Raw genomic sequence first — 15,117 nt, 5'->3', positions numbered from 1 at the left:
GACATGATATTATATCAAGTTCAGGTGATTACTTATAATAAAATTTATCAATGTAGGTTGGGTTAAACGGCAGTGAAACCCAACATGAACAAGGATCAAATGTTGGGTTTTGTTCCTCAACCCAACCTACAGATATTATAAATATTTAACCGAACCTGATATAATATCATGTCCCGGTAATTAGTTGTGATTCCCATAGTCATTGCACCCCACCCACGGGCGGGGTGGGGTTCTTGGGGTTTAGTAAGTAATCAACCGAACCTGGTATAACTGGTAATTTGTCAATAAATTTTGGATTTTAGATTTTAGATTTACCCCGTGAAAAAATTCTTTTTCTTGAGGATGAAAAGATTTGTTTCAGATAACTTGCTTCTGGCAGAGCGATTATATAGGTTCGCTTGAAATCTTTTTAAATTTTGGATTCAAAATTTAAAATCTAAAATTCGGTCAATTGACAAATTACCACCCTGGTAGATCGCATCAGTATTCCAGTAAACTTAATATCACTATAACCGCACAGTTGACCGCAGCAGAATTACCTTCCGACTATCTACTATGCTGGCAATAAAACCGCCATTGTTCAGCTTCTGCAATGTGTTGTATGCTTCAGTTTGGTTGGTGGTATAAACTGCTAAGAAGTAAGGGCGTTGTCCATAAGAAACAAAACCTACATTACCTCCCACTAGTTGTTGCACACTATTTACTAGTTCTGGACGGTTGTAATAATCTACTAGGACTGCATAACCCTCTCCTAAGGCTTGAGGATTATAGCTGACTGTCTGCTGAGGTGGCTGTGCCTGTGCCTGTTGCTGCACATCTGGGGTTGTTGGTCGAGTGGTAATTATAGCAGACAAGCCAACAATATTGCTGACATATCTCGCCCAACGATTGGCATCGTCAATTTTGTTAAAGCCTCCTACACGCGTCACAGTTTCGTTGAGATATTTGCAGGTGATGGTCTTAAGTTCAGACGGTAAGGCACTACGCAACTGCTTTTGATTATTTGCTGTGGGACTGACTACTAATAAAAGATACTCACCTACATTTGGTGGTTGACAAAGGGGAATGGCTTGTTGGGCAAAGACCGAACTCATGCCACCAATCAAAAGAGCGTAAGCGAAGCTCGTCGTAGACATCGCTAATCTTAAAACACTTGGTATCTGAAATCTATGCACAAAAGTTAGATTATGTAAATCAAGGTGTCCTAGAAGATTTTATAAGAAAAAAGCTGAAACCTAGCCACTTCAGTATGGGATTAAAGGAATGTCAAAAAATATATTTTGTTCCTCAAAAATAAAATTGGGGAGTGGGGACAAGGGGAATAACCCAATGCCCAATGCCCAGATTAGGAAACAGTAGCAAACGATGCCAAAGCGTCGGGTATTGTCTCAGAAGGAGCTGGGAATTCCCCAGTGATGACGTACTCTAAACGCAGTTTTAACCAAGTAATAAATTGGGGATTAGTGGAAATAATCGCTACTGCTGGTTGCGGACACTTCACCTTTAGCTCTGCAAACTGGGGTGTTTCCAAAAAAGCTGGTTGCTCAACCAACCAAAAATCTATTTGTTTTTCTTGTTCGTGGTAGTGACGGGTACGTTCTTTGAGAACTTCCTGTATCGGTTCTTCTTGGATAAGAAAACGTTGACTAGCCAAAACGTAATAGTATGTTTGCATTTTCATCCTGGAGTTGCTATGTGAATAATTTAAGGGCACAGTACTGGACTGTACCCTTACAAACTAACTTTTCGGGGATTTCTTGAACCAAGAGCTGAACGGACAACCACTTTTCTGGTTTTCAGCATTTGTCTGTTTGCCACCAGATGTGAGCTTTTCCAAGAACAGACTATTGTCAAAGTAGTGTTCTAAGGAAATGATCTTCAAATCATCGGTAACTTTTGCAATACTCATGCCGATAATTTCTATTGTCTCTCCAGTAGGTGCATGATCTTTGTATTCTCCGTTAAAATGTCCCCAATGCCGCCACTTGAATGTCACATTCGGTGGCCCTGAGAAAACTTCTACCACTTCCCAAGGAAATCCTTGGGGAAATGTTGTGTGGAAGACTTTTGCGGATGATTCAAAGGTTTCTTCTGAAGCCTTGTAGTGTTCGGAATCAGCCATAAATAAATTGTAAGTACCTTGGGCTGATAAATCTGCTGCGGTGTACTCTACTCCGCCGTTGGTACTCACGCGAAAGTTATCATTCACAATAGATAACCACTCTTGCGGGTTAGCTTTGAAGGATACCTCCATCTCTAAGGTTCGCACCAAGTTTTGCGCGATCGCTTCTAGTGTACCTTCAAGGTGATTGTGGATACTTTCTTGGGCGAGATTCTCTTTAGAACGGGAATAATCAGGCGGTGTCTGATAGCGCCACTCGACATCAGTGCTTTCTGCTATCACCTTATCCCGATCCTGTACCCAAAGCGGCAGGTTGTTAGATTGTGTTGCGCTCATAGAAGTTTTTGCTGAAGATTTGATCCCAATTTCTAGATTTCGCAGTGACAACCCCTCTTAAGTTTAAGGGAGTGGAGAGATGAGGGTGATGTAGCTTTAGCTTTCCTACGGAACGCTACGCGAACCCGCAGGGTGGGGGACAAGGGAGAATTATTGAATAAGTTTATTCCTTGTCTCTTCCCAATGCCCAATGCCCTATGCTCCATTCCCTCTTATAACTTGTTTCATCTCGCGGACTGCCCTTTCCATACCTACTAATGCAGCTCGACTGATGATAGTATGACCAATGTTGAGTTCTTCCATGCCTAGAAGCGCAGCCACCGGATAGACGTTCCAGTAGGTGAGTCCATGACCAGCGTTGACTCGCAATCCAGCTTGAATCGCTTGTTCACACCCTTTAGCTAATATGGCTAATTCTCGCTGGCGATTTGTTTCATCCTTAGCCTCTGCATATTGTCCGGTATGCAATTCAATAAACCGCGCCTGCACCTTGACAGATGCTTCTATCTGTGCTAGGTCTGCGTCAATAAATAAACTAACTGGAATGCTAGCACTTTGCAATTTATCGACTATCTCACCTATTTTAGCAATTTTACCGATAATATCTAGTCCGCCTTCTGTTGTGACTTCTTCGCGCTTTTCCGGGACTAAAGTCACGTAATCTGGTTTGATATCGAGAGCGATCGCTAACATTTCATCTGTAGCGGCCATTTCTAAATTAAGATGCGATCGCACTGTTTGCCGCAAGAGTAGCACATCCCTGTCTTGGATATGCCGCCGATCTTCGCGCAGATGCACCGTAATCCCATCTGCACCCCCTAATTCTGCCAGCACCGCCGCCGCCACGGGGTCTGGTTCTACCGTCCGCCGTGCTTGCCGGATGGTGGCAATGTGGTCAATGTTAACGCCAAGTGTAGGCACCCTAAATTTCTCCCAAATCCACAGTCTTCAGAACTTAATTTTACCGGAAATGTATATGCCAATTTTTTGACACTTTCTTAAGACTTGTGTGTACATGGTAGCCCCTTTTAGGGGAGGAATGGAATGTGAGGTTTTGCCGATAAAAGTGAAAAGTCAGACCAAAACTGACTCCTGACTAATAAATCACTATCTGAGGTTGCTTAATTGTGCCATCAGGCATGATAGTTTCCCGAAACTTCGCATAAATCAGCTTTGCCTCCCAAAGGTTTGCCTTATTCAAGTTTGCCTTGGTTAAATTTGCCCATGTCAGGTCTGCACCAGTTAAGTTGGCCTGAGTCAAATTAGCTTCTAGTAATTTTGCTCCACATAGCTTTGCTCCGGCGAGATTTGCAAAACTTAAGTTAGCTTCAATCAGCGATGCTTCAATTAATTTAGCTTTACTTAGGTCTGCTTCTCTCAAATCCACATCACACAAAGAAGCACCCCAAAGATTACTACCTGTGAATTTCACCCGCCATAAAAAACTTCCACACAAATTTGCTCGGGTTAAATCAGCATTAATCAAATTGGCTTCACACAAAGAGGCTTCATACAAATTAGCTTCACGTAAGCTAGCTTCCATTAAATTTGCGCCACTTAAATTTGCACGAGTCAGGACACAGCCAGACAGATTTGCACCACGTAAATCCGCTCCTATGAAATTAACACCACTTAAATCAATTCCTTTTAGGTCAATTCCACTCAAGTCACATCCACTAAAATCTCGGCGCTGAAAATATTTATTTGTGATTTGACTTAATACAAATTCTTGCTTATCAGCATAATTTTTCATGGTATTCACCTCTGGGTGTAATTTATCTCAAAGTCATGTGTGGTAGTTACCGTATATTGAGAGTACACCTCAAATGGAGATCAACTCAGTAAATAATCAAAAATAAATTCCCAACAAATCGCCAATCACCTGTAAATAGGCTTTTGAAGTGGTTTTTAAAACAAAAAATGCTGACATAAGTCAGGAAATATTCATACAACAGAAGTTAGGAAGGAAAAACTTTCTGTTTACTCCTTTCCTCTTCTAATGCCGAATGCCCAATGGCTAAAATTCGCGTTTTGAAAAGATAAAAATAGCGATCGCTAACAACATCACACTATAAAGTAAGCCATAGCCAGCATTTGTAATTAGTGCAGTTGCATCAGGTAATGCTTGCAGACCATAAATGGCATCATTTTTCAAATCTAATCGAGATAAATCTGGCAAGATCAGAAACAAACCTTGAGTTAGACCTTCCATACCAGGGTTGTGGCTAATCCGCCCAAGTTGTACTAAATCTTGAGTAATATTTCCGATTAAATATACCGCAAAGGTTAAAACAGTCGCTAGCAGAGAACCAGTAAAAACACTGAAAGTAATAGCGATAGAGGTGATTAATGATAACTGGAAAATTAAAAAAATTGCCGCAATTAGAATACTCGCCGTTGGATGAGGAATGTTACCAAATTGCAGAAATACTAGATAAAGTGCTGTCATCATGGCGACAAGTACAGCTAGGATTGCGGATAAACCCAAGTATTTGCCGACGATAATTTCGCTGCGGCTGACAGGTTTAGCAATTAGCATCAAGATAGTGCGTTTTTCAATTTCTTTATTAACCAGTCCCGTACCAACAAATATCGTCACAATTAAGCCGATGGCATTCATCGCCGCCATCCCAAAGTCTAAAAACATTTTGTCTTCACTCATAGCTGCAAATTCAGGAAGAACGCGGAAGGCAATGGCGAGTATTAGCGCATAAAAACCGATAATATATAGGATGCGATCGCGTACCACTTCCTGAAACACATTCTTTGCCAATACAAAAATTCTGTTAATATTCATTTTTCATCTTTCATTTTAGGACTACTCCCCACTCCCGACTCCTCACTGCTGCGGAGGCGGTGATCCAGGAATCAATTTACTGGCGCGATCGCATTCAATTTCTGCAACTGTAATCTTATTCCCGGAATTATTGGTTGCTGCAACTGGTTCAATGCGACAAGATTTTTTCAAGTAATAGCCCCGTGGATTAGAACTTGGGCCTATCCAAATACTTAATAAATCTAATATATATCCAGACTTAGTATTAGTCACACGCGGTTCAATGCGCCATAGATCCTTTTCTTCATATTTATCCAGGTTGATTTTAATTATTTCCCTACCCAGACTTCCTACACGCTGTTTCGCATCTAGCAACCATTTCTCTACTTCCGACCAAGGTCTTTCGGCTATTTGCTCTACTACTATTGGTTGAAGTTTCTCTAGAATTATAACGCCGTTTTGGGGAATTTTTACTGCTTGTTCTCTTCTGACAACAAAGGTACTACGTTTAAAATTATCTGCTTGCAAACTGGGATATTGTCGTAACCAATTATCCATTACAAAATAAAACTGAATCCAGCAACTTAGCAGCATACTACTAGCAACTAAAACTATAATTCTTTGGCGGTCTTCTGGTTTAGGAATGCGAGCTTTAGCATCGGTGTCATTTCCTTCAATAAATTCTGGTATTGCCGTAATTAGTGCTGAAATTGTCGGCCAAAAAACGATTGTTCTTGGTGTAATTACATCCTCTTGATTTCCAAATGCAAAAACACTCACTAAAAATCCCGTAATTACTGCCCCGACTGGCATAAAAGTACCAGGAACCCTCAAAGGATCTTCAGTTGTATACCAAGCTGTACCGGCAATTAAAAATAACCAGCCGAAAAAGGCAATTACATCTTTGATATAGCTTGTAGCAAAATATGAAAGTACCCAAGAAAAAACACTCAGATAAATAAATGTTTGCCAAGAATAAGCTTTGGGTGGAACTAATACCTTTCTAATTCCTGCATAAAGCCCTTCAGCAAATTTAAAAACTCCAAATACATCTTTAAATAGCGTATTCATGTTCCTCCCTACACCTAATTAATCAATCAATATTTTTCCTCTCGATTAAACAAGTCGATTCTTGTTATTTTGAGCGAAACAATAAAATAATTGTGATCACACTATAACTCAGAGAATTTGCTATTAATGTAGTAGTAAGTAAATTGGTAGTTTGTAATTTAATATTACTAAAACCACGGGGTCGCCGCCGTTGAGATATTTCTGGCTCCTCTTCTTTTTTAGCAACTGGTTCATTCAATGATAGTAGTAGTACTCTTAAAGCAAAAAATTTAGTTAAAAAAGTAGCAAAGAAAATTATGAAGGCAGTTAATATAACGAAAGTTTGTGTCTTTGGTGATTTAAAATTATTAAAAAACATATAGTTAATTAATTCTGATTTAATCTGTATCGGCAACAGTGGTTCTGATAAAAAAAATATCAACCAACCAATTACACTAGAAAACAGATTGATAGAAATGGCATAAAAAGTACTGGATTTTTTGTCAAATTTTAGCCGAGAGTGCAAAACATATGCTTCGATCGGGATGGCAATCAGTACAAATAAAAAGTCAAATAGAATTCCACCAATGGGAAAAATCCTGGGAAGCATCCAATTTTCAGGCATAAATGGTCAACAGTAAGGGTTAACTGTAGTGAGTATAACTGGGATAGTGAGGGTGATGGGGGAAATTATCCTATTCTTCTTATCCTTTACTATGGTGCTGTGCCACTATTCCTCTATTGATATTGTTAATATTTGTACGGATGCGGTGAACAGGCAATTTTTAAGATGAGAGTACAAGACGTTAGGTAAGATTAAAGACTGCCACGTTATAGCTTTTCGAGAGATGACAAGGAACGGTATCGGTATTCGCACGGCGCAAGTGCGCCCAGAACGGATCATTGGTCAAATTCACGTCTACGATGGCGTGGGTAAAGGTAAGTCTCAAGCGGCTTTGGGGGTGGTTTTGCGCTCCATTGGCTTGGGGATAAATATGCCTAGCAATTCTAACCGCGTTTTACTGCTGCGGTTTTTAAAGGGGCCGGAACGTGATTATGACGAAGATGGCGCGATCGCAGCTTTGCAGCGCGGTTTTCCCCATTTAATTGACCAGGTTCGCACTGGGAGAGCGGAATTTTTTGGGCATGAGGAAATTACCACCTTTGACCGAGAGGAAGCCGCGCGGGGTTGGGATGTAGCCAAAGGTGCGATCGCTAGTGGTTTATATTCAGTTGTGGTCTTAGATGAAATTAACCCTGTTCTGGATTTAGGTTTGCTACCAGTGGATGAAGTGGTTAAGGTATTAAAATCTAAACCCCAAGAGTTAGAAATTATTGCCACCGGACGCGCCGCGCCGCAAAAGTTGCTCGATATTGCAGATTTGCACTCAGAAATGAAACCTCATCACCACCCAATAGCTAAAGCCCTCCTACTTGAAGGGATTGAAATTTATACTGGTGCTGGTAAAGGCAAGTCTACTAGTGCTTTGGGCAAAGCCTTGCAAGCGATTGGTAGGGGAATCAATCATCCCGGATCTACCCGTGTGTTGATTATGCAGTGGCTTAAAGGTGGTAGTGGCTACACAGAAGACGCAGCGATCGCCGCCTTGCAGCAGTCATATCCAGAAGTGGTGGATCATCAGCGCTGTGGTGGAGATGCGATCGTCTGGCGCAATTCCCGGCAAGAATTAGACTACGTAGAAGCGGAACGGGGTTGGGAAATCGCTAAAGTTGCGATCGCATCTGGACTATATAAAACTATTATTCTCGATGAACTCAATCCCACTGTTGATTTAGAACTACTCCCCGTTGAACCCATTGTTCAAGCTTTACTCCGCAAACCCCGCGACACCGAAATTATTATCACTGGCCGCTGCCAAAATCCACCTGCATACTTCGACTTGGCTAGCGTCCACTCAGAGGTTTATTGCCACAAACACTATGCCAATCAAGGTGTAGAACTCAAGCGAGGGGTAGATTTTTAGGCGTACTGACTCTTAATCAGTACAGTTATTTTGTGTGCAAAGCATCTTGATTATAAAGCTCTTCACACTTTTGCCCTTCTAGGAATCGGGCAAAGAATAGTACCTTCTCAAGCATTTCTGGAATCCTGCTTAGTCAGGTTGAAGTTATAACTCAATGTTAACAAAAGATTGATATGCGCTTGCCTATTGCTATTGGTGCAATTTTACTAGCATCTGTGAGTTTTAATGCCCCAGTAATGTCTGTGCCTCCTACGCATGGAGTACAAACAGAGATTGCTAGCTCAAATTTAAGACAGCTAAGAACTAATCGCCGATTGTGGAATCAACGAAAAATTGACAACTACCGCTACAAACTTAGCAATAGTTGCTTTTGTATTCCCGAATTTAGAGGTCCATTAATTATTCAAGTACGTAATGGCAGAACAACTTCTATCACGGATGCAAATACTGGGAAGCCAGTTAATTCAGAATCATTACGACAATATAGTACAATTCCTAAACTCTTTAATTTGATTGAGAATGCGATCAACCGAGGAAAATCCGAATTAACTGTGGTATACAACCCACAACTTGGTTATCCAACCCAAATTAATATCGGTAATCTCGCTGCCGATGCTGGTGTATTTACTACAATTAGCAATTTTGAAGAACTTCATCAAGGTTTATAGCAATCCTGAATCATTCGTGAGAAACAAGATCGCCGACAACTTTTACGAAGTCGGGGATCTGCGGGTTGCAAATAGGACTGCTATCATTTTTAAACGATCCAGGTAGCAAAGCTACGCGGAGTTTTGCCAAATTTAATTCGCTAGGAATTAATCAAATACTCTACTAAGCCAATTCTTAATGGTTAGTGGTTATTAGATCACTAACCATTAAATAATCACTATAGCGGTTCTCAGTTGAGTGAAGTACAAGAACCCCACCCCCAACCCCCTCCCTGCTCTTCGAGAGGGGGCTATGATGTACTTCATGTCATTAGGAAACGCTATATCGTTACGTTCTAATGAGTTGCTACTACCTCTGTTTCCAGGCGAACTAGTCGGTCTGCCAAAAGTTTCTCCAGGTCTTCTAATGCCTTGGTGAAACCTTTGATGCCCTCGTCTAGTTTGTCAGTTGCCATGCGGTCAGCAGCGTGCAATTTGTCATAGGTAGCTTTATCAACGGATATCTTTTCAATTTCCAAGTTTGCTACCTTGGCAGGGTCGAGTTTGCGTGGCAGTTCTCCAATAGTTGCGTGCAATTCACCCAAAAGCGCTGGGGAAATTGTCAACAAATCACTACCGGCAAGTTCAGTAATTTCACCAATGTTGCGGAAACTAGCTCCCATAATTTCGGTTTTATAGCCGAACTTCTTGTAGTAGTTGTAGATTTTGGTGACAGACAAAACTCCTGGGTCTTCGGCTGCTGGGTAGCTATCGCGTCCAGTATCTTTTTTGTGCCAGTCGAGAATCCGACCAACGAAGGGAGAAATTAGAGTCACACCAGCATCGGCACAGGCGATCGCTTGATGCAGACCGAACAACAAGGTAAGGTTACAGTGAATACCTTCTTTCTCCAGAATTTCCGCAGCGCGAATGCCTTCCCAGGTGGAGGCAATTTTAATCAAAACGCGATCGCAGCCAATTCCGGCGGCCTTATACTGAGCAATTAATTCCCGTGCCTTAGTCAGGGTAGCTTCAGTATCGTAAGACAAGCGAGCGTCCACTTCCGTAGACACGCGACCGGGAATGATTTGTAAAATCTTTAATCCAAAGGCAACTGCCAGAGTGTCAAAAGCTAGAGAAACTATCTCTGCTTGGGTAGCTTTGCCTCCAGCATCTTTCTTTGCCTGGAGTAAAGTTTGATCGACAATTCCCTGATATTCCGGCATCTGCGCCGCAGCAGTAATTAGAGAAGGATTGGTGGTGGCGTCTTGGGGTTTGAACTTTTCAATTGCCTGAATATCCCCTGTATCTGAGACCACAACAGTCATTTTCCGCAATTGTTCCAGTAAATTCTTAGACATAAAATACTCCGTGATGTTTGTTTAGGATTTACTTAATTCCCCAGTTCTTTACACTCTTTACTATTCCTTCAATTCTGATTCTGGCAATTTTTCGGAATCATTGCCCAGTTTGCTTATTATCCAGAGCCACAGCCCTATTCTAAGAGTCTTATGCTGAAATTGGCTGTCCAATGGAATGCACTTTGATTAAACTAGTTGTTCCTGATTTACCAATTGGAACACCAGAGGTAATTACCACCTTATCGCCCTGATTCGCTAGACCCATCCCTACAACTGTGTCTACCACATTGCTAAACATCTCCTCGGCATTGTGGACTGGGGGGATCAGCAAAGGTTCCACACCCCAAGAAAGTGCTAGCTGCCGATAAGCGGTGATGTCAGGGGTGAGGGCAATAATCGGAGAAGTTGGCCGATATTTAGAGACCATTCTTGCCGTATTCCCTGAAGTCGTGTTACAGAGAATTGCCCGTGAGCCTGTTTCATAAGCGATGCGACACACCGATTCTGCTACAGATTCGGTAACGCTGAGACTGCCTGCCTCATGGCACCAAGAATGTCTGCTACCCTCATCTAAAGCTTGTTCTGTCCGCACGGCGATATTGTGCATCATCTGGACGGCGGCGACGGGATATTGTCCGACAGCTGTTTCACCAGAAAGCATTACTGCATCCGTACCATCTAAAATGGAGTTGGCAACATCGGTTGCTTCGGCGCGGGTGGGATCGGGAGAGCTAATCATCGATTCTAGCATTTGCGTAGCTGTAATCACCGGCTTTCCAGCATGATTGCAACGGCGAGTTATATCTTTTTGAATCAGAGGGACTTCATGAATCGGCATTTCTACGCCCAAATCGCCACGGGCAATCATGATTCCGTCGGCAACCTTCAAAATGGAGTCAAACTGCTCTACTGCCTCTGCCCTTTCGATTTTGGCAATTAAGCGGATGGAAGCGCCAGCTGCTTCAATCATCCTGCGGGCGGGTTCTAAGTCTTGTGGCGATCGCACGAAGGACACCGCTACCCAGTCTACACCCAACTGAATCCCAAAGCGCAAATCCAGCAAGTCTTTTTCAGTGATTGAACTCACAGGTAAAGGAGTTTGTGGCAGGTTTACTCCTTTGTGCGTAGAAATTAACCCGCCAATTTTCACTTCTGCGCGAATGCGATCGGCATCGCGATCGGTGACAATCAACTTAACGCGACCATCATTAATCAAAATCGGTTCGCCTGGTCGCACCATTGCGAACAAAGTCGGCAATGGTAGGGGTAGTTCGTCGATACTCTCACCCTTTTGTTGCAAAACAAAGGTAACTTCACTACCAGCTTCCAGATTTAACCCTTCCGGTGGTAAAATTCCCAAACGAATCTTCGGGCCACAGAGGTCTTGCATAATTGCGATCGGCTTTTGCTGATCAGTGCTAATCTGCCTGAGATACTGAGCAGTTTGGGCGTGAAATTCATAGGCTCCGTGGGAAAAATTCAGCCGCGCCACATTCATTCCAGCTTCTACTAAGGCTTGCAGCTTTTCAGGTGCAGATGTAGCAGGTCCAACAGTACAAATGATTTTAGTTCGACGCATAGGGATTAGGGGTTGAGGAGTAACCTGCAAATTTGGATGTTTTATACCAATTCGTAATTTGTAATCACGCTCAAGGGGTGTTCCTTGTGCGTCTGGTAGAGAAGGGTTAGCGACTGTGCGTAGCGTCTGACTCGCTAACCTAATTCGTAATTAGCCGTTGGATAAAATAGGGATGATTCTTGTGGGGTGGGCATCCTGGTCGCCCGGAAATACAAACGATAAGCAAGATGTCCATCCCACAAAACCAGCCAAATCATCCCGCAAATATGCAACGCCTGTAATTAATAGACTTCAGGTTTTATTTGGGTTTCCCGGTTTAAATCTTTAGCCTTCTTTTGGAGAATTGATATTATACCAAGTTGCGATAGATAGTATTATTTGCTCAAAAGTTAGTCCAGTAGCGGCCTTGATTCCAAACAAGACTAACTTTGGCAACTTGGTATTATACGGGTGCGTAGGCGTAGAGCGTCGTAGCGATCGCACAAAGCATCTAAATTCAGATGTGCTTCATATCACTGATTTGCTAAAAAAGATACTTTGTTTATAGCGGTTCTCAATTGCATACAATATATACCTAACTCTTAACCCCTTACGTTGCAGGGAAGGGGAGTAAGCCTCAAAGCCTCTCTCATTTTAGGAAAGAAGTTAGAGTATATTGCATCCAAACGAGCGTAGCCGTAACCCGCACTTGACTATCGTAGACATCGCTATAGTCTTGTTTTCAAAGTATTTACCATTTAACCCACATTCCAAAAGTTAAGGGCAGCCAGTCGCATGTCCGGGTATTCCGGCTTGTGCAAACTGGCGTTTAAAAGTCAAGAGTTAATCACAAATGACCAATAACCAATGACCAATCAAACTACAGCTGCTGTCGGTGCGAGTTTTTCCTTCTGTGACATAGACAACATCAGGTCAATCACGCGATTTGAGTAGCCCCACTCGTTGTCATACCAAGCAATTACCTTGAAGAAGTGGGAGTTCAACTCCATACCAGCACCTGCGTCGAAGATACTGGAATGGGTATCGCCTTGAAAATCTGTAGAAACTACTTCTTCATCTGTGTAGCCCAAAATACCTGCTAGTGAACCGGCGGCAGCCTCCTTCATCGCAGCACAGATTTCTTGATAACTAGTGGCTTTGGCAGTTTTGAAAGTTAAATCAACTACAGAGACATCGGGAGTCGGAACTCTAAATGCCATACCAGTCAACCTACCCTTCAACTCTGGTAAAACCAGTGCTACGGCTTTAGCTGCGCCTGTGGAGGAGGGAATAATATTTTGAGCTGCACCTCGACCACCTCGCCAGTCTTTCTTGCTGGGTCCGTCTACAGTTGGCTGGGTGGCAGTCATGGCATGAACTGTGGTCATTAACCCTTCGGTCAACCCAAAGTTGTCATTGATCACCTTAGCGATCGGAGCTAGACAGTTTGTAGTGCAGCTAGCATTGGAGACAATTATATCTTTGCTGGGGTCAAATAAGTGATGATTTACACCCATCAGCAGGGTAGGAACTGTATCTGGATCTTTGGTGGGAGCGGAAATTATCACTCGCTTTGCACCTGCCTTCAGGTGGTTTGCCGCCCCTTCATAGCCAGTGAAGAGTCCCGTAGATTCTACCACATAATCTGCACCTAATTGTCCCCAAGGCAACTCGGCTGGATTCCTCACCGACACACAAGGGATAAAGTGTCCGTCAATGAGGATGCCATCTTCCTTGGCTTCAACCTTGAGCTTTAGTTTACCGTGGGTTGAGTCGTACTTTAATAGGTAAGCGAGGTTATCTGGTGGTACTAAGTCGTTAATCCCCACAAACTCAATGTTAGGATTATCGATGCCAGCGCGAAGCACAAGTCGCCCGATTCGACCGAAGCCATTGATACCAACTTTTAATTTAGTCAAGATTAAACCTCCCGTTGTGGAAAGTTGAACAAAAGGAGAAAGTTAAAAGTCAAAATAGATTGCCTTTTACTCTTTACTTTCTGATCCTGACAGTTTCAGTCGGTTAAGCCAAGTTTACTTGGCATCTTTTAAGGATTGGGGCATTGGGCATTGGGCACTTGGCATTGGTAAAACCCCGATTTAAGCAGTTTTGATACATTAGACATCTCCATAAATTAAATATGCGTTACCTATAACCCTTGTAGAGACGTAGCAGTGCGACGTCAAAACAATTCTTTTTCACTCCTATGTCTATTAGATCGCCCAGACTATATTAAATAATTTGCCCTTGCAACCCACGATTCGTTAAAAGGTAAACAGCAAAAGTTCCTAGCCAGTGACTAGCTGCATAATGTTCACTTACAACATTTGCTAGTCCATTTTGACGATGGTGAACCGCAGCAGAGCGAAGTGTTTCTATGCGGCGATCGCTATTTGCTAATCTAGAGATGATCCCCTCAAGCATCCAAGCACGACTGAGATTAAGACCGTAGAAGTGCGATTGCATATAATCTTTAGGATTATCTACTATGTTCGGTTCTAACCAATTTGCTGAAGTCTCAATCGGTATTTGGGGAAGAAAATCGGTCAGCCAGTCAGTAAAAGCTGTTGTTGGGAGGATTCGCCGCATCAGGTCTGCTTCAGCAAGGCCAGGAGAGAGAAAATCGTAGCCAAGTGGCTCAAAGTGTAACGAGTAATTGCGATCGCTAAGATAGAATTGCCGTGCCTTGTTCTCCACTAACTGAGTGAAGTCAGTATTTTCGGTAATCCTTGCCCAATCTAGCATCAAACCAAATGCAAAAGCTGTTTGGCTATGCATTCCTGTACGATTTGGAAGTTTCAGTCCGTCAATCCAGCGCTGTAAGTTACCTAGAATCAACTTTTCTAGCGGTTCCAATACAATCCGCCATTCTTTCGCTTGAGGATGATTCCACTCGTGAAGTTCCGCAGCCAGTTGCAGAAGCCATGCCACACCATAAGGAAATTCATAAAAGGATAGCCGTTGAAAATGGGCAATCTCTCCTTGAATCTTCTCAGGTGTTAGGCTTTGATCAAGTGCTTGCTTTGACGCTGCATTGAAAGAGGCTTCAGGAAAGTGACGCATCAGACGTACCAGCAACCAGTGACCATGTACGGCTGAATGCCAATCTAAGCAGCCATAAAAAGCAGGAGTCAATTCACGCGGTGGTTTTATATCCTCGTCGCTATCAGCCCAATACAGATTACTGTTGGGATATTCCCGCGCGATACAATCCAGCACTAATTGAGCAAATTGTGCTGCGATCGTTTCATTAATCTCCAAATTATCGGGTGGCATAATTAC

15 protein-coding genes are annotated in these 15,117 nt (G+C 42.6%); 2 read left to right on the top strand and 13 right to left on the bottom strand.

The genetic code is table 11. From position 1 onward, the window contains the following. Nucleotides 1–506: 506 nt before the first annotated feature. From V7K15_RS05725 to fraC, 8 genes are all read right to left on the bottom strand, one after another. Nucleotides 507–1,136 (bottom strand): hypothetical protein, encoded by a 630-nt coding sequence (locus V7K15_RS05725; RefSeq protein WP_334903804.1) that lies wholly within the window; start codon nt 1,134–1,136, stop codon nt 507–509. Nucleotides 1,137–1,345: 209 nt separating this feature from the next. Continuing rightward, nucleotides 1,346–1,675, bottom strand: coding sequence for an MgPME-cyclase complex family protein (locus V7K15_RS05720; RefSeq protein ID WP_334903802.1), 330 nt, complete (start codon nt 1,673–1,675; stop codon nt 1,346–1,348). Between the two features lie 63 nt (nt 1,676–1,738). Next, nucleotides 1,739–2,458, bottom strand: coding sequence for a SnoaL-like polyketide cyclase (locus V7K15_RS05715; RefSeq protein ID WP_334903800.1), 720 nt, complete (start codon nt 2,456–2,458; stop codon nt 1,739–1,741). 195 nt (nt 2,459–2,653) lie between these two features. Then, on the bottom strand, nt 2,654–3,379 hold the full coding sequence (locus V7K15_RS05710; RefSeq protein WP_334903797.1) for a pyridoxine 5'-phosphate synthase: 726 nt from the start codon (nt 3,377–3,379) through the stop codon (nt 2,654–2,656). A gap of 175 nt (nt 3,380–3,554) precedes the next feature. Further along, the gene (locus V7K15_RS05705; protein WP_334903795.1) at nt 3,555–4,211 is read right to left on the bottom strand and encodes a pentapeptide repeat-containing protein; all 657 of its coding nucleotides are present in this window, start codon (nt 4,209–4,211) and stop codon (nt 3,555–3,557) included. A gap of 264 nt (nt 4,212–4,475) precedes the next feature. Continuing rightward, entirely contained in the window at nt 4,476–5,255 is a 780-nt protein-coding gene (locus V7K15_RS05700; RefSeq protein WP_334903793.1) for an ABC transporter permease, read from the bottom strand. 42 nt (nt 5,256–5,297) lie between these two features. Further along, nucleotides 5,298–6,305 (bottom strand): septal junction protein FraD, encoded by a 1,008-nt coding sequence (fraD, locus tag V7K15_RS05695; protein WP_334903791.1) that lies wholly within the window; start codon nt 6,303–6,305, stop codon nt 5,298–5,300. A gap of 64 nt (nt 6,306–6,369) precedes the next feature. Next, on the bottom strand, nt 6,370–6,909 hold the full coding sequence (gene fraC, locus V7K15_RS05690) for a filament integrity protein FraC (protein WP_334903789.1): 540 nt from the start codon (nt 6,907–6,909) through the stop codon (nt 6,370–6,372). Nucleotides 6,910–7,132: 223 nt separating this feature from the next. On the opposite strand from fraC, the gene V7K15_RS05685 reads away from it, so the two are divergent. Further along, a complete protein-coding gene (locus V7K15_RS05685; RefSeq protein WP_334903787.1) occupies nt 7,133–8,269 on the top strand; it encodes a cob(I)yrinic acid a,c-diamide adenosyltransferase in 1,137 nt (378 codons plus the stop codon). Nucleotides 8,270–8,294: 25 nt separating this feature from the next. Here the strand turns inward: V7K15_RS05685 and V7K15_RS29915 are convergent, their stop codons facing one another. After that, nucleotides 8,295–8,384 (bottom strand): microviridin/marinostatin family tricyclic proteinase inhibitor, encoded by a 90-nt coding sequence (locus V7K15_RS29915; RefSeq protein WP_442949650.1) that lies wholly within the window; start codon nt 8,382–8,384, stop codon nt 8,295–8,297. A 58-nt stretch (nt 8,385–8,442) separates the two neighbouring features. Between V7K15_RS29915 and V7K15_RS05680 the strand changes: the two genes are divergently transcribed. Further along, the gene (locus V7K15_RS05680; RefSeq protein ID WP_334903785.1) at nt 8,443–8,937 is read left to right on the top strand and encodes a DUF6174 domain-containing protein; all 495 of its coding nucleotides are present in this window, start codon (nt 8,443–8,445) and stop codon (nt 8,935–8,937) included. Between the two features lie 335 nt (nt 8,938–9,272). On the opposite strand, the gene V7K15_RS05675 is transcribed toward V7K15_RS05680, so the two are convergent. From V7K15_RS05675 to V7K15_RS05660, 4 genes are all read right to left on the bottom strand, one after another. Then, entirely contained in the window at nt 9,273–10,277 is a 1,005-nt protein-coding gene (locus V7K15_RS05675) for a transaldolase (protein ID WP_334903783.1), read from the bottom strand. Nucleotides 10,278–10,425: 148 nt separating this feature from the next. Next, nucleotides 10,426–11,856 carry a pyruvate kinase gene (gene pyk, locus V7K15_RS05670; protein WP_334903781.1) on the bottom strand — a complete coding sequence of 477 codons (1,431 nt, stop codon included), beginning with the start codon at nt 11,854–11,856 and terminating at the stop codon, nt 10,426–10,428. Nucleotides 11,857–12,710: 854 nt separating this feature from the next. Continuing rightward, nucleotides 12,711–13,754, bottom strand: a complete 1,044-nt coding sequence (gene gap / locus V7K15_RS05665) for a type I glyceraldehyde-3-phosphate dehydrogenase (RefSeq protein WP_334903779.1) — start codon at nt 13,752–13,754, stop codon at nt 12,711–12,713. Nucleotides 13,755–14,067: 313 nt separating this feature from the next. After that, nucleotides 14,068–15,111 carry a DUF2891 domain-containing protein gene (locus V7K15_RS05660; RefSeq protein WP_334903777.1) on the bottom strand — a complete coding sequence of 348 codons (1,044 nt, stop codon included), beginning with the start codon at nt 15,109–15,111 and terminating at the stop codon, nt 14,068–14,070. Between the last annotated feature and the right edge of the window lie 6 nt (nt 15,112–15,117).

Origin of the sequence: Nostoc sp., assembly GCF_036919815.1 — a bacterium.
Classification (GTDB): Bacteria; Cyanobacteriota; Cyanobacteriia; order Cyanobacteriales; family Nostocaceae; genus Nostoc.
Note: the sequence above shows the minus strand (reverse complement) of the source record. Positions and strands in the feature narration are given on the sequence as shown.